Origin of the sequence: Pontixanthobacter gangjinensis (assembly GCF_009827545.1) — a bacterium.
Taxonomy (GTDB): Bacteria; Pseudomonadota; Alphaproteobacteria; order Sphingomonadales; family Sphingomonadaceae; genus Pontixanthobacter; species Pontixanthobacter gangjinensis.
Map to the genome: position 1 here is coordinate 1,991,231 of NZ_WTYS01000001.1, position 22,798 is coordinate 2,014,028.

General features: G+C 55.0%; 19 protein-coding genes and 2 tRNA genes. 13 read left to right on the forward strand and 8 right to left on the reverse strand.

Features of this window, described 5'->3' with window-relative positions; all coding sequences use genetic code 11:
* The first annotated feature begins 75 nt into the window (after positions 1–75).
* Positions 76–1,041 (forward strand): NAD(P)H-dependent flavin oxidoreductase, encoded by a 966-nt coding sequence (locus GRI36_RS09425; RefSeq protein ID WP_160598237.1) that lies wholly within the window; start codon positions 76–78, stop codon positions 1,039–1,041.
* A gap of 25 nt (positions 1,042–1,066) precedes the next feature.
* On the opposite strand, the gene GRI36_RS09430 is transcribed toward GRI36_RS09425, so the two are convergent.
* Complete coding sequence (locus GRI36_RS09430; RefSeq protein ID WP_160598238.1) at positions 1,067–1,774, reverse strand: hypothetical protein; 708 nt, start codon at positions 1,772–1,774, stop codon at positions 1,067–1,069.
* 180 nt (positions 1,775–1,954) lie between these two features.
* Positions 1,955–2,446 carry a flavodoxin family protein gene (locus GRI36_RS09435; protein ID WP_160598239.1) on the reverse strand — a complete coding sequence of 164 codons (492 nt, stop codon included), beginning with the start codon at positions 2,444–2,446 and terminating at the stop codon, positions 1,955–1,957.
* Positions 2,447–2,525: 79 nt separating this feature from the next.
* Here GRI36_RS09435 and recJ point away from each other — a divergent pair, with 79 nt between their 5' ends.
* The 9 genes from recJ (at position 2,526) to phoB (ending at position 10,982) form a co-directional block, all read left to right on the forward strand.
* Positions 2,526–4,313, forward strand: coding sequence for a single-stranded-DNA-specific exonuclease RecJ (gene recJ, locus GRI36_RS09440; RefSeq protein WP_160598240.1), 1,788 nt, complete (start codon positions 2,526–2,528; stop codon positions 4,311–4,313).
* 105 nt (positions 4,314–4,418) lie between these two features.
* Positions 4,419–4,493 (forward strand) — tRNA-Glu (locus GRI36_RS09445).
* 53 nt (positions 4,494–4,546) lie between these two features.
* Positions 4,547–4,621: transfer RNA gene (locus GRI36_RS09450), tRNA-Glu, on the forward strand.
* A 122-nt stretch (positions 4,622–4,743) separates the two neighbouring features.
* Positions 4,744–5,928, forward strand: coding sequence for a sensor histidine kinase (locus tag GRI36_RS09455; RefSeq protein WP_160598241.1), 1,185 nt, complete (start codon positions 4,744–4,746; stop codon positions 5,926–5,928).
* Positions 5,929–6,077: 149 nt separating this feature from the next.
* Positions 6,078–7,463, forward strand: a complete 1,386-nt coding sequence (gene pstC / locus GRI36_RS09460) for a phosphate ABC transporter permease subunit PstC (protein WP_160598242.1) — start codon at positions 6,078–6,080, stop codon at positions 7,461–7,463.
* The gene (gene pstA / locus GRI36_RS09465) at positions 7,456–8,745 is read left to right on the forward strand and encodes a phosphate ABC transporter permease PstA (protein ID WP_160598243.1); all 1,290 of its coding nucleotides are present in this window, start codon (positions 7,456–7,458) and stop codon (positions 8,743–8,745) included. The genes pstC and pstA overlap by 8 nt, the downstream gene beginning before the upstream one ends.
* Positions 8,739–9,530: a phosphate ABC transporter ATP-binding protein PstB gene (gene pstB, locus GRI36_RS09470; RefSeq protein WP_160598244.1), complete on the forward strand. Its 792-nt coding sequence runs from the start codon at positions 8,739–8,741 to the stop codon at positions 9,528–9,530. The genes pstA and pstB overlap by 7 nt, the downstream gene beginning before the upstream one ends.
* Positions 9,530–10,201 (forward strand): phosphate signaling complex protein PhoU, encoded by a 672-nt coding sequence (gene phoU, locus GRI36_RS09475; RefSeq protein WP_160598245.1) that lies wholly within the window; start codon positions 9,530–9,532, stop codon positions 10,199–10,201. Before pstB ends, phoU begins: the two co-directional genes overlap by 1 nt.
* 91 nt (positions 10,202–10,292) lie before the next feature.
* On the forward strand, positions 10,293–10,982 hold the full coding sequence (gene phoB / locus GRI36_RS09480; RefSeq protein WP_160598246.1) for a phosphate regulon transcriptional regulator PhoB: 690 nt from the start codon (positions 10,293–10,295) through the stop codon (positions 10,980–10,982).
* Positions 10,983–10,984: 2 nt separating this feature from the next.
* Here phoB and GRI36_RS09485 read toward each other — a convergent pair whose 3' ends face one another.
* Genes GRI36_RS09485 through GRI36_RS09500 form a run of 4 tightly spaced genes read right to left on the reverse strand, consistent with a single transcriptional unit; the run spans position 10,985 to position 17,624 of the window.
* Complete coding sequence (locus tag GRI36_RS09485) at positions 10,985–11,722, reverse strand: extensin-like domain-containing protein (protein WP_160598247.1); 738 nt, start codon at positions 11,720–11,722, stop codon at positions 10,985–10,987.
* Positions 11,722–15,234, reverse strand: a complete 3,513-nt coding sequence (locus tag GRI36_RS09490; protein ID WP_160598248.1) for an error-prone DNA polymerase — start codon at positions 15,232–15,234, stop codon at positions 11,722–11,724. The genes GRI36_RS09485 and GRI36_RS09490 overlap by 1 nt, the downstream gene beginning before the upstream one ends.
* A gap of 1 nt (position 15,235) precedes the next feature.
* Positions 15,236–16,852, reverse strand: a complete 1,617-nt coding sequence (locus GRI36_RS09495) for a Y-family DNA polymerase (protein WP_160598249.1) — start codon at positions 16,850–16,852, stop codon at positions 15,236–15,238.
* Entirely contained in the window at positions 16,764–17,624 is an 861-nt protein-coding gene (locus GRI36_RS09500) for a hypothetical protein (RefSeq protein WP_235902213.1), read from the reverse strand. The genes GRI36_RS09495 and GRI36_RS09500 overlap by 89 nt, the downstream gene beginning before the upstream one ends.
* Before the next feature lie 116 nt (positions 17,625–17,740).
* On the opposite strand from GRI36_RS09500, the gene GRI36_RS09505 reads away from it, so the two are divergent.
* The gene (locus tag GRI36_RS09505; RefSeq protein WP_160598250.1) at positions 17,741–18,223 is read left to right on the forward strand and encodes a pyridoxamine 5'-phosphate oxidase family protein; all 483 of its coding nucleotides are present in this window, start codon (positions 17,741–17,743) and stop codon (positions 18,221–18,223) included.
* 74 nt (positions 18,224–18,297) lie between these two features.
* Here GRI36_RS09505 and GRI36_RS09510 read toward each other — a convergent pair whose 3' ends face one another.
* On the reverse strand, positions 18,298–19,713 hold the full coding sequence (locus tag GRI36_RS09510) for a sodium-dependent transporter (protein WP_160598251.1): 1,416 nt from the start codon (positions 19,711–19,713) through the stop codon (positions 18,298–18,300).
* A 127-nt stretch (positions 19,714–19,840) separates the two neighbouring features.
* On the opposite strand from GRI36_RS09510, the gene panB reads away from it, so the two are divergent.
* Together panB and GRI36_RS09520 are read left to right on the forward strand one after the other, a co-directional pair.
* Positions 19,841–20,713 carry a 3-methyl-2-oxobutanoate hydroxymethyltransferase gene (panB, locus tag GRI36_RS09515; protein ID WP_160598252.1) on the forward strand — a complete coding sequence of 291 codons (873 nt, stop codon included), beginning with the start codon at positions 19,841–19,843 and terminating at the stop codon, positions 20,711–20,713.
* Between the two features lie 63 nt (positions 20,714–20,776).
* Complete coding sequence (locus GRI36_RS09520; RefSeq protein ID WP_160598253.1) at positions 20,777–21,850, forward strand: DUF475 domain-containing protein; 1,074 nt, start codon at positions 20,777–20,779, stop codon at positions 21,848–21,850.
* Here the strand turns inward: GRI36_RS09520 and GRI36_RS09525 are convergent.
* Entirely contained in the window at positions 21,816–22,784 is a 969-nt protein-coding gene (locus tag GRI36_RS09525) for a bile acid:sodium symporter family protein (protein WP_160598254.1), read from the reverse strand. The genes GRI36_RS09520 and GRI36_RS09525 overlap by 35 nt on opposite strands.
* Between the last annotated feature and the right edge of the window lie 14 nt (positions 22,785–22,798).

Consider the following 22,798-nt stretch of genomic DNA (forward strand, 5'->3'; position numbering starts at 1 on the left):
ATTGTGTGCGCACTCGACAAGGCGGCATGGTCGCCATAAACCCACCCAAAGTTTCAGAACGCAACGGAGTAACCGATGGCCCTTCCCGCACCTTTCGATCGCCTACGCTTGCCTATCATCGGCTCACCGCTGTTTATCGTGTCAGGCCCTGAATTGGTCATTGCGCAGTGCAAAGCAGGTATTATCGGGTCCTTCCCTGCGCTCAACGCGCGGCCCTCCGGGATGCTTGATGAATGGCTTCACCGGATTACCGAGGAATTGGCCGCGCATAATCGCGACAATCCGGACCGCCCTGCTGCGCCTTATGCGGTCAATCAGATTGTCCATCGGAGCAATGATCGGCTCGAAGAAGATATGGAAGTGTGCGCAAAATGGCAGGTGCCAATGGTGATCACCTCGCTTGGAGCGCGAGAGGAAGTATTCTCCGCAGTTACAGCCTGGGGCGGTATATCCCTGCACGACGTGATCAATGATCGGTTTGCGCGCAAGGCGATTGAAAAAGGCGCAACCGGGTTGATTCCTGTTGCCGCTGGCGCTGGCGGTCATGCTGGCACGCAATCGCCGTTTGCGCTGATGCAGGAAATCCGCAGTTGGTTTGATGGACTGGTCGCTCTGTCAGGCTCGATCGCGCACGGCCGTTCAGTGCTGGCTGCGCAGGCAATGGGCGCAGATTTCGGCTATATCGGTTCGGCTTGGATCGCGACAAAAGAGGCAAATGCGGACGAAGCGTATAAGCAGGAAATCGTCGACAGCAAGGCGGCCGATATCGTCTACACCAACCTATTTACCGGGGTGCATGGCAATTATCTCAAAGGATCAATCGAGAAAGCCGGGCTCGATCCAGAGAACCTTCCCGTCAGCGATCCGAGCAAGATGAATTTTGGCTCAGGCGGCAACAGCAAAGCCAAGGCTTGGAAAGACATTTGGGGTTCGGGCCAGGGCGTTGGCGTTGTCGATGCGGTTGAAACAGTGGCCGATCGGGTCGACCGTTTGGAGCGGGAGTATAACCAAGCCAAACAAGATCTTGCCGCAAGGATGTAATGTACTGACAATCTAACATTTGCGCTCAACCACGTCTCACGATGACTGCGCCCTTGCTTGCTGAAATTTCCAAGTTAAGCGGGTGGCCATCTGGGCCAATCATGCGGTCGGGACATTCCACAGCGCCTTGCAAGACCAATTGGCTGATAAGGCGCCCGGCTAAGCGTGCGGCAGAGTCAGGCCCTATCGACACGCTGGCTTCAAGTTCCAATTCCTGACCCGTAATGAATGCAAGACCTCGAGTTTTCAGAGTGTTGTCCGGCCTATGCTCAAGTGAGACCAGCTCGGGTACGGGAAATGTGCCGCCTGAAAGCCAGCGGTCAATCGCTAGCGTAAATTGAGCCTTTTCGATCTCACTCCTAGCTGGCGGCCAGTAAAAGCTGTGAATGTCGGGCAAGAACGCTGGCAATGACGCAGCCAGCGCCATCATTGACCTAAGTATTGGGAGACTTCCTTCCCCACCTGCCAGATGGGGGCCAGGAACGAGATAAACCCGTTCAAAACCATCGTCTACTTTGCCACTTGCCGCATTGTCTGATTGCAGCGAATGGGCAAAATGCTCGTCGCTTCCGACCGCTAAGTTCCTGAGCTCGAAGGTAAGGCTATCGCAAAGTAGTTCTAGCCAGGGGGATTCAATGTACTTCCCACATTCATCGACGTCTTTAGCGCGGGGATCAAAGCTGACCGTAACGCTTTTGCTTGCCGAAGCGATTTCATGAATTTTAGAGGCCAAAGGACGCTTTCCTTTGGCGAACAGGAGATGTATCCCGCGCGTCGCAGCATCGCCACACTTCTTTGTTTCATTTGTAATAGTCTTGTGCACCTCGAACGCCTGATGGACAAAACAATGCCGCTAAAAACCCAATAGGTCGAGTCCTCGAATAAAGGATTGACCCACAATGGTTCAAACAATCTAAAAGACACCCAACCGCACGCCTTCGGCAAGTGCAGCGCCCAGCTCGCGACATTGCTGTAAGTTCGCATCTGAAACAGTTTTAGCCGCCAAAATTGCTTCAGAAGATTGCGCATCGAACCGTATGATAAGCCGATCTGCAACGCGTTTAAGACGCCACCCTTTAGCAATCCGGTCAATTTGACGTTGCGCACCTTCACCGTCGGATCCAGCGGCAATTATCGTGGCGAAGGGTCGCCCTTCTATCTTCCCCAACACGGGGTAATAGGTACGATCGAACATCTCTTTCATAATCCCGCTCATGCTTGCGAGGTTTTCGGGGCAGACAAACAAATATGCGGATGCGGAGAGTAAATCCTCAATCTTAACATGTTCTGCAGCCAGCAAATCGGCATTGCCTTCTGCTTGTTCAAACGCCGCCTCCGCGATTGCACGGCTGGCACCGGTGCGGCTGTGCCACACAATCAAAAGATCTTTTGTGGATGAAGTCATTTGTTTAGCATCGCGCCAAGCTGTCGATTGTCAATCAACATCCTTTGCCGCATCGCTCATCGTATCGTAGAAGCAGATCATGGCATCACAAACTTTCTCTCCGGTATTCGGCGTCACCCACTCCCTATCAGGCAAGGCCTGGCAATGGCGCGGGGGCAATATGGATTTGAGCGGCTTCGAAGCGGGGTTGATGACCGATATTGTTACCCAACTGTTGCTTTCGCGTGGTGTTCATCAGGATGATCTCGAACGCCACCGCTCACCGACATTGCGCGGTTTTTTACCGGACCCTTCTATTTTCCAAGACATGGAGAATGCAGCCGAACGCTTGGCCCAAGCCATTTTCGCCAAAGAGACAATCACGATTTATGGTGATTATGATGTCGACGGTGCAACCAGCGCTGCCTTGATGATCCGGCTGTTACGAATGCTCGGTTGCGATGCGGAATATTACATACCTGACCGGTTGCTGGAGGGCTACGGACCCAGCGGCGAAGCATTGGTCAAGCTAGCGGAGGCCGGTTCCAGCTTAATTGTAACCGTAGATTGCGGCGCCATGGCCTATGAGGCGCTCGAGATGGCCCATCAGGCGGGTGTGGACGTCATCGTGGTCGATCATCACAAATGCTCCGCAGAGCTTCCCAAGGCCGCTGCTTTGGTCAACCCGAACCGATTGGACGAAACTGACGAAGCGGCGGCACATGGTCATCTGGCAGCAGTCGGGGTGGCTTTCTTGCTTGCTATCGCTTTGGTGCGGACCATGCGCGCACGGGATTTCTTCAAAGACCGCAAGGAGCCGGACTTATTCTCATTGCTTGATCTCGTGGCGCTTGGAACAGTTGCTGATGTTGCGGCCTTGCACGGTCTCAACCGCGCATTCGTGGCGCAAGGGCTGAAAGTTATGGCAAAGCGCGACAATATCGGAATGTCGGCTTTGATTGATGCAAGCCGCCTCAAGCGGGCACCTGTGTGTAGCGATTTGGGCTTTGCTCTCGGCCCTCGAATTAACGCAGGAGGCAGAGTCGGCGAATCGACTCTTGGTGTTCGATTGCTGACTACCGAAGACCCAGAAGAAGCGCGGCAAATCTCTGAACAGCTTTCCTCTTTGAATGAAGACCGCCGCGCTATCGAAGCCGAGGTGCAGGAGGCCGCTGAGCAACAGATTGCATCGCAGCACAACCGCGCTGTGATGATTTTGTCGGGCAAAGGCTGGCACCCGGGCGTAATCGGAATTGTAGCTGGACGGATCAAGGAAAAGACCGGCAAGCCAGCCATCGTCATCGCGCTCGACGAAGAAACAGGTCAGGGCAAAGGCTCTGGCCGTTCTATTTCGGGAGTTGATCTGGGGGCGGCGATTATCGCTGCTCGCGGGCAAGACCTGCTCGTCGCTGGCGGCGGCCATGCAATGGCGGCAGGCTTAACCATTGACGCCGATAAACTTGACCAATTTGCAGAATGGATTGACGAGAAACTCGCTCGCAATGTTGCCAATGCACAAGCCTCACAAACGCTTAAGATTGACTTGGCATTGGCGCCGCGCGGTTTGGCACCAGGCCTGGTCGACGATCTTGAGGAAGCCGGCCCCTATGGTATCGGCTGGCCGGGACCAAAAGTGGCCATCGGTCCAGTGCACCTGATTAAGGCAGACATCGTCGGCAATGATCATTTGCGTCTGATTGTGGGCGGTCAAGACGGTGGCTCGTTGAAAGCCATTGCGTTCAGAGCAGCTGAAAGCGAGATGGGACAAGCGCTTTTACACGGTGCTAAGGGCCGGAAGTTGTGGCTCGCTGGGCGGGCAAAGATTGATGATTGGGGAAGCCGTCCCGCTGCTGAATTGCATCTAGAAGATGCAGCATGGGCGGATTGAGCGCCGGAATTCCCTCTGTTGGCGTCAATAAAGCTGATCCAATGCTGTGCCGAGGCTTGACGCGGTCCCTTCACGCCCCTAATTGCGCCGCCACGCCATCAGTATGGCCCCTTCGTCTAGCGGTTAGGACGCGGCCCTTTCACGGCTGAAACACGGGTTCGATTCCCGTAGGGGTCACCATTGATGGCGTTTTGCATTTTGGGCCTTAGATCTTAGGATTAGCGCTCAATGATGGCCCCTTCGTCTAGCGGTTAGGACGCGGCCCTTTCACGGCTGAAACACGGGTTCGATTCCCGTAGGGGTCACCACTTCCCAAGAACATCCACTTTGCTGCGACAGTGCAGCACTCTGCCATAATCGGCCTTTCTTGATCAAAAGCGGCGCTTATGACTCGCTTAGCGCTATCCGGATCGTTAGAGCCTCATCCCTCATGGACGAGCGAGTTCCCATTCCCTGGCCCAGTTTCGCGCTTTGTGCCGCGGGCCTGACAGCCATGTTGGTCAGTGGCGCAAGCTTTTGGCTGGCACTGGGAATCGGTGCCGTTTGGGCGGGTTCGCTTTTGATTTCCGTGGCTCGCCCACCCGAAGAACGGGTTGTTGAAGAAGCCGACCCGTTCAGTAGCGCAAATATGAGCGAATTGGTTGAATATGCGGGCACCCCGATCTTGTTGGTCGAAAGAGGCCGCATCTCCGTTGCCAACCGAGCTATGCGTAAATTGCTCGGCAGCCACATTGTCGGGCAGGATGCGAGAGTCGCGTTGCGTCATCCCAAAGCAATCAAGCTGATCGATTCGCCCAAGAACGGTTTTGCTCAAGTGCGCGGACTCGCACGGCGCCGCGACGTATGGCGCGTTAATAAACAGAATTTGTCAAACGGCATCGCCGTGATCGAATTGCTAAATCAGACTGCGGAAATCGACGTCAGTCGCGCGCATACTGATTTCGTAGCTAACGCCAGCCACGAATTGCGGACACCGCTGGCATCGATAATCGGCTATGTCGAAACGATCCGCGACGACGAAGATCTTCCGCCGAAGACAAAGGCAAAATTTCTCGACACAATCCTCGCCGAAGGAAAGCGATTACAAAGTCTGGTTAGCGATTTGATGTCGCTTTCGCGAATTGAGGCAGAAAAGCATGAACAGCCACAAGACCATGTTGCCTTCAATGCTCTGGTAGAATCATCGTCTCATGATGTTGCGGGTCTGAATCGCACCGACCGGCTTGTATTTGAATTGGGCAAGGAAATGACCGTTCTGGGTGACACCCGCCAATTGGAACAGCTCGTCAGAAATCTTGTCGACAACGCATTGAAGTATGGCGACCGGGATAAATCGGTAACAATCTCAGTATCTAAAACCGAAGCCGGCGAAGCGAAACTGACTGTTTCCGACCAGGGAGCCGGTATCGATCCCGAGCAAATACCTCATCTAACCCGCCGTTTCTATCGAACTGACCCCGGACGCAGCCGTGCATCGGGCGGGACCGGGCTAGGTTTGGCGATTGTGAAGCATATTGTCGAGCGCCATCGCGGGCGGCTCGACATTCTAAGCGAGCAGGGTCAAGGCACCAGCATTGTTGTCCGTATCCCAACTCTGGATAACACGCCCAGCTGATTGTCATGCAATTGTCATACTTCTACATCAACGAGGCATTAGCATATCGACCGATTCCTTTGTCCGGTTTTTCCCAGGACATAGAAATTGACCAAGCCACCCGCAATTCTGCGCGGAACGACACAGCAAATTAGGAAACCACTAAAGCGATGTCGCCTGCAATTCTTCTGTTACTTGCGATTGGCCTGGGCGTTGCCGGCTGGATTGCTGCGCGTAGCCGGGCTTGGGCGTTCAAGCGTGAAGCAGGTAAAACACGCCTGGCTGCACTTCCGGTCTATCACGGTTGGTATGTGGCCCTGTGGATAGTCATTCCTGTGATATTTTTCATCACGCTATGGGCAGTCGCTTCGCCTGCGCTAATCAGTCAATCAGTCATTGCCTCCCCCGCCGCTGCCGATCTCGCCTCCGCCGGGTTTCAACGCGACTCCCTAATGCGCGAGGCGGAGGCCGTTGCCAATGGCTCCAAGATTGGCGTGTTTAACAAAGACGCAGAGGTGCTGGTTGAGCCTTTTCGTCAGGCGATTAGCAAATACAACATTATCGGCATCGTCGGTACTCTGGTAATCGGATTCCTTGGCGGCGCTTATTCGTTTCTAAAGCTGAAACCCGATTTTACAGCCCGGACGCGCGTCGAAAAAACCGTGATGGCTTTGCTGTTGCTGGCATCTCTGGTGGCTATCCTGACCACTTTGGGCATTGTGGTAAGCTTGGTTTTCGAGACCATTCGGTTTTTCGGGATGGTCAATCCACTCGACTTCTTGTTCGGAACACATTGGGGTCCCGACCCGATGAGCAATCCGGCCAATCCAGACCCGACTCGTTACGGAGCGGTTCCGCTTTTCTGGGGTACGATTTACATTGGCGCGGTGATCGCGATGATTGTAGCGATACCGCTCGGCTTGATGAGCGCGATCTATCTGACCCAATATGCTAACCCCACTGTCCGCAGTTGGCTCAAACCCGCGCTCGAAATTCTCGCTGGCGTGCCAACCGTAGTTTACGGATATTTTGCTGCTCTGACTGTCGCACCTTTCATCCGTGATGTTGCAGTTTCAATCGGCATTACCAGTGCATCCAGCGAAAGCGCCTTGGCTGCGGGACTGGTAATGGGTGTCATGATTATCCCGTTCGTATCGTCGATGGCAGACGACTCAATTGCGGCCGTTCCGCAGGCCATGCGCGATGGCAGTTTGGCAATGGGCGCGACAACGTCAGAAACTATCAAGCGGGTGTTGGTGCCGGCTGCCCTCCCTGGTATTGTTGCCGGTATAATGCTCGCAATCAGCCGCGCAATCGGTGAAACAATGATCGTCGTTATGGCGGCGGGTGCGGCTGCCAATTTGTCAGCAAATCCACTAGAAGCGATGACAACTGTAACATTCCAGATTGTGCAAATGTTAACCGGCGAAGGCAGCTTTGACCACCCTGCTACGCTCAGTGCGTTTGCGCTCGGATTCGTCTTGTTCTTGGTCACGCTCGGGTTAAACTTTATCGCCTTGCGCGTCGTAAAAAGGTTCCGTGAAGCCTATGAGTAACACGGCCACACCCTCTATGCCTGATGGCAGTAACGACCGCACCGGCTACGCAACGCGCAGCGCGGCATTCGAAGCGCGATTGCAAAAACGCTATAAATCGGAACGGCGCTTCAAGCTGGTCGGACTGACTGCAGTCTTGTTCTCTTTATCCGTCTTGGCGTTCCTGCTGGTGACCATGACGATAAACGGGGTTGGCGGTTTCCAGCGCGCCGAATTGGTTGTTCCAATTGATTTCACCGAAGCCGGGCTGTCTGGCGATCCGGCCTCACTGTCCCAGCCTGACGCTGAGCAACGACTCGAAATGCAAGGTCTGGACTCCGTTGTTAAATTCTACGCTGAAGAGTCTTTGGGGCCGCAAGGCGCTGCAGAGGTCAGTGACAATGCATGGCGCGATATTGCTCAAGTTATAATCTCCGACCCTTCGATATTGCGAGAATCAGGGACATATTGGCTGCCCGCAACCCCAGACCTCGCTGCGGCATTGGACGGCGAAGGCACGCCCGAGCTGGTAGCACTCGCCGACTCGCTTGAGGCGGAGGGCAAGCTGGCCAAGAATTTTGATGTCGGCTTCCTCCAACGCGCAGATGCTACGGACCCGCAATCCGCAGGCATCTGGGGTGCGCTAAAGGGTTCAATGCTGACGATGCTTGTGACGCTCCTAATGGCGTTCCCGATTGGCGTTCTTGCTGCTCTGTACCTTGAAGAATATGCGCCCAAGAATCGTTGGACGGACATCATCGAAGTATCGATTAATAATCTGGCAGCGGTGCCGTCGATTATCTTCGGGCTGTTGGGGCTGGCTGTATTCCTATGGCTGTTCCCCAATTTCAGATCTGCCCCCATCATAGGTGGTATGACTCTGGCGCTAATGACCATGCCGGTTATCGTTATTTCTGGCCGTAACGCGATCAAGGCTGTTCCTCCGTCGATACGAGACGGCGCGCTGGCTGTTGGCGCTTCACCGGTGCAAGTCGTGTTCCACCATGTCCTGCCACTTGCTTTGCCAGGGATTTTGACCGGGACCATTATCGGGATGGCGCGCGCATTGGGCGAAACCGCACCTTTGCTAATGATCGGCATGCGCGCCTTCATATCCACTCCGCCCGAAGGTTTCACATCCCCCGCAACAGTTCTGCCCGTGCAGATATTCCTCTGGTCCGACGAAATTGACCGTGGTTTCGTGGAACGGACATCTGCTGCTATCATCGTCCTCCTGTTATTCCTGCTCGTGATGAATGGCTTGGCCATCTACCTGCGCAACAAATTCGAGAAAAAATGGTGACCGTAATACATCCCAATCTTGAAGACACTGACGCGAAGATGAGCGCGAAGGATGTCTCCGTCTATTACAGCGACAAGATGGCGATCGATAATGTGTCGATTGATATCCCGACCAAATATGTCACCGCTTTCATCGGTCCGTCGGGCTGCGGGAAATCGACTTTCTTGCGGACATTGAACCGCATGAATGACACAATTCCAACCGCTCGCGTCGAAGGTGAAATCACGCTCGATGGGGAAGATATTTATCGCTCAAAAATGGATGTGGTCCAATTGCGCGCAAGGGTCGGCATGGTTTTCCAGAAACCCAATCCTTTCCCAAAATCGATCTACGACAACATTGCCTACGGCCCGAAAATCCACGGCTTTGCCGAAAGCAAGGATGAACTGGACGAGATTGTCGAGAAATCATTGCAACGCGCCGGGCTTTGGAACGAGGTTAAAGATCGCCTCGCAGACAGCGGCACTGCACTATCAGGCGGTCAGCAACAGCGCCTGTGCATCGCAAGGGCCATTGCCGTTGATCCCGAGGTCATTCTGATGGACGAGCCATGTTCGGCGCTTGATCCAATTGCCACTGCAAAGATCGAAGAGTTAATTGACGATCTCAGTGGCCGTTATGCGATTGTCATCGTTACTCACTCGATGCAGCAGGCAGCGCGGGTATCGCAACGGACGGCATTTTTTCACCTAGGCAAGGTGGTTGAATATGGCCGGACTTCCGACATTTTCACAAATCCGCTAGAAACGAGAACGCAAGATTATATCACAGGACGGTACGGCTAATGAACGATCATACAGTCAAAGCGTTCGACGAGGACATTACGCGCCTTCGCGGCCTGATCGCAGAAATGGGCGGCCTGGCCGAATTGTCGATCCAAGAAGCTCTCGAGGCTATGGTCAAGGGTGATTTGTCGCTCGCGAAAGGGGTCATAAAGCGCGATAAGAAGATCGATGCGCTAGAGAATGAAGTCGACAAATTGGCAGTGCGAATCATTGCGCTGCGGGCACCTATGGCTGATGATTTGCGCGAAGTGATTGCCGCGCTCAAAATTGCCGGCGTGGTCGAGCGGATCGGGGATTATTCCAAGAACATCGCCAAGCGCGTTGGTGAGATTGAAGGCCGTGGGCGGTTTGAGCCGCTTACCCTGCTGCCTGCAATGGGTGATATTGCGTGCGAGATGGTACATGATGTGCTGACCGCTTACGCAGCGCGCGACCCCGTTCTGGCGCTTGAAGTGATCGCTACCGATGAGAAAGTAGACGCATTCTACAACAGCATTTTCCGCAATGTTGTCAGCTATATGGTCGAGAATCCTGCGACGATTTCAAGCGCCGCACAATTGCTGTTTGTTGCGCGCAATATCGAACGTATCGGCGATCATGCCACCAATGTAGCAGAGATGGTACACTTCGCGGCTACCGGAAACTACCCTCCTGACGAGGAAGACGACTAGTATATGTGCTCGCCCACACGTGATGCTTCCGTCGTGAATATGTAATACATTAGTGCTACAAGATCTCAGGTTCTGCGAGAGGGAAGTCTCCATGTCTGCTGCGAAATTGCTGCTGGTTGAAGACGATCCCGCGCTGTCCGAATTGCTGGAATTCCGTTTCAGAAAAGAAGGCTACGAGGTTCGCGCTACCCCCGATGGTGACGAAGCGCTGATCCTCGCCGAAGAGGATACACCCGATCTGGTCATCCTTGACTGGATGATCGAGGGAACAAGCGGCATCGAAGTGTGCCGCCGACTTCGCCGCAACCAAGATACCGCGCATGTTCCGATCATCATGTTAACCGCGCGCGAGGATGAGGATGACCGGATCCGCGGACTGGAAACCGGCGCGGATGATTATTTGACTAAGCCGTTTTCTCCGCGTGAATTGCTCGCTCGCGTCGCGGCAGTTATGCGCCGCATCCGCCCTGTTCTGGCGGGACAATCAATTGAGGTCGGAGATATAAAGCTTAACCCTGTTGCGCACCGCGTCGAGCGCGCCGGAAGCGAAGTGAAGCTTGGCCCGACTGAATTTCGCCTGCTAAGATTCTTTATGGAGAGCCCGGGCCGGGTATTCTCACGCGGTCAATTGCTCGACGGCGTATGGGATAATGGTAGTGATATCGAACTCCGTACTGTGGATGTACATATCCGCCGGTTACGCAAGGCGATTGAGATAGATGGTGCACATGACCCTATTCGGACGGTGCGTTCGGCAGGGTATGCGATTGAGGCAGTTTAATTTTAGCGGCAAACTGACCAGCTGCGATTGGCCTGGTCAAAATGAAAATGGTCGCGGTGCGCGGCATTGTAATCCGGGGACAGCACAGTTCCGAATGAGGAGCACGCGCCGTCCCGGATCGCTCTGAGAAATAGCGTTTTTTCACTTTCACCATTCCAATCATTTAGCAGATTAATTTTGGTTCCATCCGCCAATATGAAGCCGGAGATGTCAATCGCATTACCGGTAGCATGTTCGCTCCACGGCCCGCCATCTGCTCCATAGAGCCGTCGGCAACTGTACGTTCCAAGGTGCTGTACGCTGATAACGGCACTGTCAAAGATATCATCGGCGGTGGGTTGAACAGTTTTCTCCATCCATAATTGCAACCCCGCTGCAATGGTGCAGGTCGTTGCAGGGTTGTTACCGGAGAACGGAAATTCGTCTAGCGCTGTTCGATCTGGCCGCGAGCATGCCGCATCGGCGGCTTCTGCCGGTTCAAGGGCCGTGAATGCAATTTGACTACGCTCAAGGACGGAACGGCACACCTCTGGGCTCTCTTTCAGCGCACTCAGCTTTCTTGCTGTTGCCCATCCTGGCGGATCGTTGAGATCTAGCGGTGCCCAAGGGTTATGCTGCGGGTACTCAGCCAAAAACCGCCAACTGGAAAGCGCCAACCCAGCTAGGACCAATAACATGATCATCCGGCGATCTATCTTGAAACTCCCGATATCAGTTGAGACTAACTGGTTTCGCGCCATCAATGGAAATCCCGCGATTTCGGGATGATACGGACATTCCGCGGATGTCCTTGGCGGTAGTCGCTATTATCAATTGCTTTTGCAACTGTCATTTCAGGGGGCAAATCATCGACCAGATCGCGCGCTGAAAATTTGCTTGGCAGGGGACTGTTCACGTGATCGGCCCGCGCCATATCGACACTCAGCATATCATCAGACAATGCATGCAGCGCAGGCGTTGCATCGGTCAGATGGGCGGCAATAACGTGAATCACTTCATCATCATACTCGACCCTACCACGAACTTCCATCAGCCGCGCACCCATGATGACTTTACGTTGTTTCTCCATTAAATCGGGCCAAATCACTAGATTCACCACACCGGTCTCGTCCTCCAGCGTGATGAAACATACGCCTTTTGCGCTGCCAGGCCGCTGGCGGATCAGCACCACTCCGGCGACTTGCACTATCGAGCGAAACTTCCGCTTCCTCAGATCACAGGCCCTTACAAAGCCACGTTCAGCAAGGCGCGGGCGTAGGAATGACAGCGGATGCGCTTTCAAGCTGAGGCGCATGGTCTGGTAATCATTCACCACCTCTTCCGACAGCGGCATCACCGGCAGAGAAGCCTGCGTTGCCTCTGTACCTTGGTCCCGCTCTTCGGCATATTTGAACAGCGGCAAATCCGGCCCGCCAATGAGGCTGCGAGCATCCCACAGCGCCTGACGTCGCGACAGCTTTATCGAGCTGAAACAATCGGCTGACGCCAATCTTTCAATATGTGCAGGAGATAGACGAGCCCGGTACCGCAACGCCGCGACGTCATCAAACGGACCGTTTGCCTCGCGTTCTGCAACCAGGCGCGCTGCAATATGTTCAGGCAAACCATCTACCTGTCTAAAGCCAAGCCGCATCGCGATATGCGTGTCGAGGCGACCCTTGTCCTTATTTTGATTTGCCGCAGCCCCAACCTCCTCCAAGGTGCAATCCCAATGTGAATGGTTGACGTCAGCAGGTAATACTTTGACGCCATGTTCGCTAACATCGCGGACAATTTGCGCCGGAGCGTAAAAACCCATTGGCTGCGAATTGAGCAGGCCGCAGGCAAAGGCTGCTGGAAAATGGCATTTGAGCCAGCTCGATACATAGACCAGATGGGCGAAGCTGGCGGCGTGGCTTTCGGGGAAACCATATTCACCAAAGCCCTTGATCTGGTTGAAACATCGTTCGGCAAAGTCGGGGTCATAACCGCGCTGGATCATTCTCCCAACCATCATATCCTGCAATTCTTCCACCATCCCGCGGCTACGGAAAGTCGCCATTGCCTTACGCAGCCGGTTTGCCTCCAGGCTGGAGAATTTGGCCGCATCGAGCGCGATTTTCATCGCTTGCTCCTGAAAGATAGGCACCCCCAAAGTCCGCGCGAGGATCGAGGATAGCTCGTCGGGCGGGCCATGTTCAGCGGCTGGCGCGGGTATCTGCACCCGCTCCTCCCCCCTACGGCGTTTGAGATAGGGGTGGACCATATCGCCCTGAATCGGCCCCGGACGGACAATCGCGACCTGAATGACCAGATCATAAAACTCGCGCGGCCGCAGGCGAGGCAGCATATTCATCTGAGCGCGGCTTTCGACCTGAAAAACGCCCAACGAATCCCCCTTACGCAGCATCGCATAGGTTTCGGGGTCCTCACGCGGCACCGTGGCCAGTTCGAGCCGCCTTTCATGATGTTTTTCAAGTAGATCGAGGCATTTCCTGATACACGTTAGCATGCCCAAAGCGAGCACATCGACCTTCAAAATACCCAGCGCCTCGATGTCATCCTTGTCCCATTCGATAAAGCTGCGGTCCGGCATTGCGCCATTGCCAATCGGCACGGTTTCGATCAGCGCGCCTTCGGTCAGAATAAAACCACCAACGTGCTGGGACAAATGTCGAGGCATTCCAATCATTTGCTCCGTTAGACTCAGAACCCGGCGCAAATGCGGCTCGGTAATATCCATGCCGGTTTCAGCAACATGCGCTTCGCCAATCTCACGCCCGTGACCACCCCACACCGTCTTCGCGAGCGCGCTGGTGATGTCTTCGGACAGCCCCATCGCCTTGCCCACCTCACGGATGGCCATGCGCGGGCGGTAATGGATCACTGTGGCGCATAGGCCGGCGCGCTCGCGACCATATTTGGCATAGATGTGCTGGATCACCTCCTCACGCCGCTCATGTTCGAAATCCACATCGATATCGGGTGGCTCTTTGCGCTCCTCAGAAATGAACCGGTCGAACAGCAGCGCGTGTTTTGCCGGATCAACCGAAGTGATGCCCAAACAGAAACACACCGCCGAATTGGCAGCGCTGCCCCGGCCCTGGCACAAAATTGGCGGATCGACGCCGCGGGCATAATCGACAATCTCCTTTATGGTCAGGAAATAACGCGCCAGATCGAGCTTCTCAATAAGCTCCAGTTCGCGAATAATCGTCTGCCGCACGCTATCGGGCATTCCGGCAGGATAACGCCACTCTGCCCCCTCCCAGCTAGATTTTTCAAGATGTTGTTGCGGCGTCATGCCGCCGGGATAGTCTTCTTGCGGATACTCATAACGCAGTTCGTCGAGGCTGAACTGGCACGCATCCGCAACTTCACGCGACGCTGTGATCGCATGCGGCCAGCGCTCGAACAGCTTGACCATCATGGCTGGCGACTTGAGGTGACGTTCACCATTACCATGGAGCAGATGCCCCGCCCTCGCCACGGTGGTTTTGTGGCGGATCGCGGTCATGACATCCTGCAAGGGGCGGCGCTGCGGAATGTGATAATGGACGTCATTGCTCGCTAACAGCGCGAGACCATTCGCCTTTGCCAGCATGTCGAGCCTATCAATCCGTGCTACATCATTACCGTTGTAGAGATAGCTCGCGGCCAAATGACTAAGAGTGGGCAATCCGGCAGTCAGGTGCTGCAAGCTTTTCTCAAAATTACAATTGATTACGGTTTCAACTGCATACCCTTCCAAGTCCACCACATTACTTGCCCAGGCTGGGATAGTCCGCTGTTCATCAAGGTGTGTCGGCGGCAGCAGCACCAGTTGCACGCGCTCTGAATGCTCCGCCAACATGGCCAGCGAGATGCCGCACTCACCCTTGGTCTGCCATTCGCCATCAATCGTCGACATCCGCCCGGCCGAGATAAGGCGGCATAACCGCCCGTAAGCAGCCCGGTCACGCGGGTAAGCGAGGAAGTTCACGCCCTCTATCGTTTCAATTCTACACCCGATAAGTGGCTGTAATTTAGCTGTCTTTGCTTCGCTGTGAAGGCGCACCACCCCTGCCATGCTGTTCGCATCGGCAATCCCAATCGCATCATAGCCAAGCTCGCGTGCGGTCATCACCAGATCCACCGCATCTGACGCGCCGCGCAAGAAGCTAAAACAACTGATGACTCCCAGCTCGACAAAGGGCGCGCGGGGCGGTGGCAGGATCAGCTTAGGATCAAGGTCCAGCCTGCGTTTATCAGGGGTGAGCGGTGCCTCGGGCATATCAGGCGCACAGCCCCTGCAAATACCAGTCGGGCGGGCCACCGCGATTATCGTCAATTAAACCGTGGCGATATATCCAATAGCGGCGCCCCTCGCCGTCCTCGATCCGGTAGTAATCGCGCAGTCGGATAGTCGATTTCTCGCGCCACCACTCCGGTGCGATCCTCTCGGGCCCTTCTACGCGCATCACATCATGCACATGGCCGCGCCAACGGAAGCTGCGTGGATAGCCATCGGGTGTGGCATACAGCACGGTAATCCGTTCTGATCTATCCAGTATTTTCAGAGGCCTGTGATGCAAGGCTAACTCACCTTGAAAGCCACCCTGCAACACTGGCTCAGGCTCCAAAGGTAGCTGCCATCGCTGCGCCCGTTCAGGAATATGGCTGGCAAAAGCAACCGGACGGCTTACCGCCCCTGCGCCAAGACGCACATTCAGCCGGTCGATACAGGCGGCCAGCGAGGTGCCATGACTTTGTGCCGCAGCCTCTATATCATCCTGCCCCATAGCAAGCGGTTCCGCCCAACTGGCGCGCAAACGCACAGTTTCAATACCAAAGCCGGCATCTATTTCATTGAGTTTACTGGAAAATAACCGGCATATATGCGCCGCATCGCGCGTTGCCGCCGCCATTTCGAGCGCGCGTACCACCACCTCGCCATCGACCCGCCACATACCAAGCTCGAGACGGCGGGCTCCCTTGCCTTGCCCCTCCAACTCGCGCGCCATATCCTGCGCCAGATCACCAACCACTTGATCGAGCAATTCGCGGTGACGGATCGGCTCCATCAAACGGCGCTGGACCAGCGGCATATGCAACGGAATAACCGGCAGCAAAGGCTCCGGAACCTTGCCCAGCAATTGGTCCATACGGACCAGCGGATTGGCCGCTGGCGAGCGCCGATTGCGGAAACGCCGCATAATCGCGTCACGCCCTTTGCCATCCCCTTCAATTCCGGTGAGATCGGATAACCGCTTTAAACCAAGGCGGTGCAGCACCGTCATGACGTCATCATCAAGCCGCAATGCCGCCACAGGCAGCTGTGACAGGCGCGTAACCACATCATCATCAGGGCTGAGGATCGCACGCGGCGGGCCGTAATGTGACAGCGCCCACGCTGCCCCGGCAGTCGGCGCAATCGCAAACCGCGCAGCCAGTCCGCGTTTGTCAAACAACGCCTGCGCATCAGCCAGCAAGCGCTTCTCGCCGCCAAACAGATGCGCCACCGATGTCACATCTACCAACACGCCATCAGGCGGGTCCATTGCGCTCCACGGGCCCCAGCGCTGCGCCCAGATGGTGATTTTTTCCAACGCATCGATATCGCCCGCCGGATCGCTCGGCGCGACCTGTATTGCGGGGCACAGCGTCCGGACATCAGCCAGCATCATGCCCTTGCGCGCGCCAGCCTCGATACCCGCATCATTCGCGCTTTCAATCCGCGGACCATGCGCGGTTTCGGTAATTAGCGCGGTCGGCAATGCATCGGCCCCTTCCCCGCGCTTAGCTTGATCGGGATTTTGCGCGTTAGAGAGCCGCCAGCGATCGACCGACAGTCGGGCGAGCCAGATCGACAGAATACGCCGAGAGGTCTTGAGGCTCTGAATGCTCGTCATTATCGGCGGTAATTGTCCTGTTGCGGGTTGCGATCTGTGGGCGGATCGCGGTGAGGCTGTGTCCGTCATCGCGTAAAATCCATTGTCCGGGTGGGTGGGTCCGGGCGCGGAACAACTCGGCATGCAAGCTGGGCGCCCCCGGGGCGGCGGCGTTCCATTGCGGCGCTGGTGACGGGGCGGAACGCACATCCCACCGCATCCGGGCCGAAGATAGATCATGCCCGGCATCAAACCGCACCAGCCACAGCGGGACGCCGTGCCGCTCCGCCGCCAAACTGAGCCGGCGCGAGGCGGTGAAATCCAGCGCTCGCGGATTTCCTGCGATTTCCCCTATAACAAAGATAAGGTCACGGCACCGCACGCCCTCCTCTAACGCGAACAGCGCATCCTCGGGTTTTTCAGTCACCACATGGATTATTCGGTGGCGCAGTTCCTCAGGCAATCCAGGACGGTAAGGCCGCCCATTAGCTTTGATTGCCGCCCGGTCTTGCACCCATAATATGGCACGCTGATCATCATGCTCGGCCAAGGGATCGCTTTTCCTGCGCGTTTCCTCACCCCGCCATTGATCAAGCGCGAGAGCAAGCGCCGCCGCTGTTCCGCTCGCCTCATGGCCAGAGGCAAACACCTCGCTATGCCGTACTTCTGCACCTTCTGCCGCCAACCCCGGACGCCAGCGCGCAGACCGCTGCTCAGACAACGCGGCACTGCCCTTCAGCAAAGGGGGCTGGGTAGAAGAGGATATCTCTTTGGGCATAGTGGAACGACTCATTTGTTCCACTTATGTTCCAGATTCATTCAATGCACAATACGTGACTACGAAAATTTCCTTCGGAACAAAAGTGGGAGCTTTTCCGTTGGACTATCAAACACAAACAGGGAGCACTTATGCGTTACCAAGATGGCAAAGCCGACCAAATCAAGAAAAAATTCTGGGAAGCGATGGGCGATTCGTCCTTCCTATTCCTGCAATTGGACGACGACCCGAAAACTGCGGTTCCGATGACCGCGCAACTGGATAAAGATGCCGACAGCTCAATCTGGTTCTTTACCCAAAAGAGCAGCGATTTTGCCAGGCTCGGCCAAGCCACCGCAACTTATGCCGGTGATGATCATAAGATGTTCGCACGCTTCCACGGCAAGTTGACTGTCGAGACCAGCCAAGAACGCTTCGACCATTTCTGGAATAACTTCGTCGAAGCTTGGTACGATGGCGGCAAGACCGACCCCGACATCCTCTTCCTCCGCATGGACCTAGGCGCGGCGGAAATCTGGGACGGTGACATGAACCTGCTCAATGTCGCGAAAATGGCGCTTGGTATGAATGTGCATGATGACGCAGAAAAGAAGCACGCCAAAACCGCACTCTGATACTCGATCAGACACACTAAAACGAAAAAGGGCCGCTCATTTCAGAGCGGCCCTTTTTATTTATGTCGACTGTATTACCCGCCAAGAACAGACGGGAATATACCCACGATCAAAATCGCGGTCAGTGCCAGCGGACAGAGCCACCGGACAAGGAAACGCCAGAACTGGTGCAAGCCGCCAGTCAGCCCGTTCTCTGAGTCGATCAGACGGCGGTCCGCCACCCAACCGACAAAGATTGCTGTCAGCAAAGCACCGATTGGCATGAACAGCTTCGCGGTCACACTATCGAGAGCATCGAACACACCCTGCCCTTCAAATAACGGAATGAACCCAAGCGGGTGGAAACCCGAAATTGCGTTGAACGAGTAAGCCGAAGCGATGCCAAGGACCAATGCAAGAGAGGCCACGATTCCGGCAGCTTTATGACGGCTAAGGCCGAATTTACCCATCGCCCAAGCGGTCGGCACTTCCATCAATGACACCGAACTGGTCAGCGCAGCAAAACCAACCATCACGAAGAATGCAAGACCGATAAGCGACCCAGCAGGCATCGATTGGAAGGCATGCGGCAGAACATCAAACATCAGGCCAAGACCGCCTTCGGAAGACAAGCCTGCGGCAAACACAATGGGGAAGATACAAAGGCCAGCAATCAACGCCACCGACGTATCGGCGAATGAAATCATGGTAGAAGTTTTCGCCAGATTAACGTCCCGCCCAACATAAGAGCCATAGGTCATCATTCCCGCAACGCCGAGCGACAAGGAGAAGAAAGCCTGCCCGATAGCGGCGAGCATCACCGGACCGGTCAGCTTCGAAAAGTCGACCGTGAACAGATAGGTTACAGCTTCACTAAAGGCTCCGCCAAATGCACCATAGATTGTGATGCCAAGAAGCAGCACGAAGAAAGCAGGCATCAGCCACACGGAAGCAACTTCAATACCCCCGGATACACCGCGAGCCACGAAATAGACCGTCACCAAAATAAACACGGCATCCAGCCCGGCCATCAAGCCGCCATTCTCCAACAAGCCCGGGAAAATCGCCTTGATGTCATCGGGTGTCATGCCCACGAGCGCACCGCCAGTAACGCCGCTCTGGAACAGATCAGACACAAAAATGCCAATATAGTACAGCACCCAACCACCAATTACGCAGTAGAACGCCAAGATCATGAAGGCCGACAAAACGCCCAGCCCCGCCAGGCTGGTCCAGGCAGATGACGCTTTAGACTCGGCCGCCATCTTCTTGACGCTTTCCGTCGCAGATGCTTGCCCATGCCGGCCGATCAATGTCTCGGAGAGCATGATAGGCAAACCAATAAGCAGAATACAGAAAATGTAGAACAGCACGAAAGCACCGCCCCCATTGGCAGCGGCTTCCGCCGGAAAACGCACCAAATTGCCCAAACCAACAGCGGCGCCAACCGCTGCCAAAACAAAGCCTGTACGTGATGACCATCCATCACGACCTGAACTTGTTGCTACCATGACGTCATTTCCCCAAAACGCGCATATTTGCGCTTTCCCCAACGGATATTTCGCGCTTGTGCAATGAATTTACGCCTTAGTCGAGACAGGATTTGCGCAAATCACCGGCTCCGCTAGAAGCGTGCTTATGTCTACAACCTTCCAGCTCGACACCAGCACCAGCCGTGCGACACCCACGCCAGCCCCGATGAAGCGTCTGACTGTGCCAAAAATCCGCCAGCGCAAAATTGACGGAGTAACCGCAGAACCGCTCGTCATGCTCACCGCCTATACCGCGCGTCAGGCACAATTGCTCGACACGCACTGTGATCTGTTGTTGGTTGGAGATTCTCTTGGTCAAGTGATCTACGGCCTGCCCTCCACCATCCCGGTAACGCTGGAAATGATGGCCAATCATGGCGCGGCGGTGGTGCGTGGTTCGTATCACTCGGTAGTCGTGGTGGACATGCCGTTCGGATCCTACGAAGCTTCCAAAGAGCAAGCGTTCGAAAGCGCAGCCTATCTTTTGAAGCAAACTGGCGCTGCGGCGGTCAAGCTCGAAGGCGGCGAAGCGATGGCGGAAACTGTTGCCTTCCTGAACCAGCGAGGGATCCCCGTAATGGGTCATGTTGGCCTGACACCTCAGGCGGTAAATGTACTCGGCGGCTATATGGCGCGCGGTCGCAGCGAAAACGAAGCAGACAAAATTGTGACTGATGCTCAGGCATTAGATAAAGCCGGTGCCTTTGCCGTTGTTGTTGAAGGTGTTGTCGAACCAATCGCCATCGAGGTCACACAAGCCATCGGCTGCCCCACAATCGGGATCGGAGCATCTGCGATGTGCGACGGCCAAGTGCTCGTAACAGAAGACATGCTAGGAATGTTCGAGCGCGTTCCTCGCTTCGTAAAAAAATACGAAGACATTGCCGGAATGATCGAAAAAACTGTGCAGACTTACGCAGAAGAAGTAAGAGAGCGTAGCTTCCCAAGCGAGGCGCAAACCTATCAGCCTAAGCCCTAACCGCGATCTCGCAATTGCCCTTCCGCGGGCAGCCTACAATAAACAATAACGCAAGGTTCACGCATGGACACGCTGTTACGCTATTATAAGCTCTCATTCGGATTCACCCTAGTCTGCCTGGGGTTGGCTGCTTGGTACGGATGGTCGAGCACGGGCACGATTGGCGGCACCTTGTCGCTTCTATGGATCGTAATTGTGCTGTCGGTGCTGGAAATCTCGCTTAGCTTCGACAATGCTGTGGTCAACGCATCGGTTCTCAAGGATATGAGTGAAGTCTGGCAAAAGCGGTTCCTGACATGGGGTATAGCCTTTGCGGTATTTGGCATGCGGGTTGTTTTTCCGCTGGCGATTGTCGCTATCGCCGCTGGCCTTGGTCCAATGGAAACGATTAATTTGTCGCTCAACGAACCCGAGGAATATGAGCGAATTGTCAGCTCTGCCCATGTCGGCATCGCCGGATTTGGCGGCGCATTTTTGGCAATGGTCGGCCTCAAATTTTTCTTTGATCTGGAAAAAGATATTCACTGGATCGGCTGGATCGAGGCCCAATTGAGTAAGTTCGCCGCTCTTCCAGCTTTGGAAATCGCGCTGTTGCTGCTTGTTATGTGGGGAATATCCGGCCTGCTTGATGACGCAGATGCCCTGACGTTTCTTGTAGCCGGCATACTGGGACTAGTTACGTTCATCGCAGTCGAGGGCGTCAACACCATCCTCGAATTGAAGGAAGAAGCCGCAAAATTGCAAGGCGCGGTGGTACGTGGCGGGCTTGGCGGGTTTCTTTATCTCAACGTGCTCGATGCATCGTTCAGCTTTGATGGTGTGATTGGTGCTTTTGCGCTTTCCAACAACATGATTGTGATTGCGCTGGGACTATCTATCGGCGCGATGTTCGTACGCTCGATGACGATCCACTTGGTGAAACAGGGCACACTCGCGCAATATCGCTTCCTAGAGCATGGGGCATTTTGGGCGATCATCGTTTTGGGCGGAATCATGCTGTTTTCAGCGAAGTTTCACATTCCCGAGACGATTACCGGCTTGATCGGGGCCGTGCTGATTGGTCTGTCGCTATGGTGGTCCGTACGCCATAATCGCAAGGAATTTAACGCGCAGCCCTCATCACCACAAAGCGATTAGCCAGCGGCGCTGAAACCACCAATTGAAGCAAATGATAAATCAGCAGCGGGACTAGTATAAGCCCGGCGCTTTCTGGCGGAAAGATAACCAAGGCGAGCGGTGCACCCATCGCTAGGCTCTTGTGTGCGCCAGCAAAGGTAAATGATATCCGATTGCCCAAGCCAAGCCGCAATACGCCCGAAAGGATCCATGCTCCGAAATAGGCAAAAAGGAGGAAGGCGCACAGCAATGCCGTCAACCAGCCCCAGCCTATCATATCCAACTTGCCCCATAAATCTTGCTCCACCGCCCCGGAAAACGCCACATAAACCGCGATTGAAATCGCGGTCCGATCCATCCAGCCAACAAGCGCTGGGTGTCCCTTGAGCCACGGCGACAGCTTCGATTGGGCAATCTGACCCAAAGCGAATGGCAGGATCAAGATCAGGAACAGCCGCATCAAACCATCAAACCCCAATTCAACATATCCGCCCCCGCTGAGCCAAGCGAAGATCGGCGCGGAAATAAAGACCCCGAGAATATTGAGCAAAGCAGCCGATACAACCGAGCTGGCGACATTGCCGCCTGCCATCGATGTGTAGGCAGTGGCAGACTGAACTGTTGAAGGCAGAACGCCAAGATAAAGCAAGCCAAGCGCAATCAAGGGTGGAAGTATCCCGCCCGCTAATACTGACAGCCCCAACCCCGCCGCCGCCATCGCGCCGAAGCACCATAGCACAAGCGGCAATATCAGACGCATATTGCGAACTCCGCGTGACACTTCGGAGCGAGACAACCTTACGCCGTTCAAGAAAAACAACACAAAGATCGCCAAATTGGAAATCTGCTGCGCGATCTCTCGCGCGGCGCCAGTTGCGGGCACAATGCTCGCAAGCACAATCGCCACAATCAGCATCCGGATCATAATGTCTATTCGTGAGATCAGGCCAAACATTCGGACCGCCCTGC

Coding starts and splice junctions, on each gene's coding strand:
- GRI36_RS09425 (WP_160598237.1), top strand. CDS start 76: ATGGCCCTTCCCGCACCTTTCGATCGCCTACGCTTGCCTATCATCGGC.
- GRI36_RS09435 (WP_160598239.1), bottom strand. CDS start 2,446: ATGACTTCATCCACAAAAGATCTTTTGATTGTGTGGCACAGCCGCACC.
- recJ (WP_160598240.1), top strand. CDS start 2,526: ATGGCATCACAAACTTTCTCTCCGGTATTCGGCGTCACCCACTCCCTA.
- GRI36_RS09455 (WP_160598241.1), top strand. CDS start 4,744: ATGGACGAGCGAGTTCCCATTCCCTGGCCCAGTTTCGCGCTTTGTGCC.
- pstC (WP_160598242.1), top strand. CDS start 6,078: ATGTCGCCTGCAATTCTTCTGTTACTTGCGATTGGCCTGGGCGTTGCC.
- pstA (WP_160598243.1), top strand. CDS start 7,456: ATGAGTAACACGGCCACACCCTCTATGCCTGATGGCAGTAACGACCGC.
- pstB (WP_160598244.1), top strand. CDS start 8,739: ATGGTGACCGTAATACATCCCAATCTTGAAGACACTGACGCGAAGATG.
- phoU (WP_160598245.1), top strand. CDS start 9,530: ATGAACGATCATACAGTCAAAGCGTTCGACGAGGACATTACGCGCCTT.
- phoB (WP_160598246.1), top strand. CDS start 10,293: ATGTCTGCTGCGAAATTGCTGCTGGTTGAAGACGATCCCGCGCTGTCC.
- GRI36_RS09485 (WP_160598247.1), bottom strand. CDS start 11,722: ATGGCGCGAAACCAGTTAGTCTCAACTGATATCGGGAGTTTCAAGATA.
- GRI36_RS09490 (WP_160598248.1), bottom strand. CDS start 15,234: ATGCCCGAGGCACCGCTCACCCCTGATAAACGCAGGCTGGACCTTGAT.
- GRI36_RS09495 (WP_160598249.1), bottom strand. CDS start 16,852: ATGACGAGCATTCAGAGCCTCAAGACCTCTCGGCGTATTCTGTCGATC.
- GRI36_RS09500 (WP_235902213.1), bottom strand. CDS start 17,624: ATGAGTCGTTCCACTATGCCCAAAGAGATATCCTCTTCTACCCAGCCC.
- GRI36_RS09505 (WP_160598250.1), top strand. CDS start 17,741: ATGCGTTACCAAGATGGCAAAGCCGACCAAATCAAGAAAAAATTCTGG.
- GRI36_RS09510 (WP_160598251.1), bottom strand. CDS start 19,713: ATGGTAGCAACAAGTTCAGGTCGTGATGGATGGTCATCACGTACAGGC.
- panB (WP_160598252.1), top strand. CDS start 19,841: ATGTCTACAACCTTCCAGCTCGACACCAGCACCAGCCGTGCGACACCC.
- GRI36_RS09520 (WP_160598253.1), top strand. CDS start 20,777: ATGGACACGCTGTTACGCTATTATAAGCTCTCATTCGGATTCACCCTA.
- GRI36_RS09525 (WP_160598254.1), bottom strand. CDS start 22,784: ATGTTTGGCCTGATCTCACGAATAGACATTATGATCCGGATGCTGATT.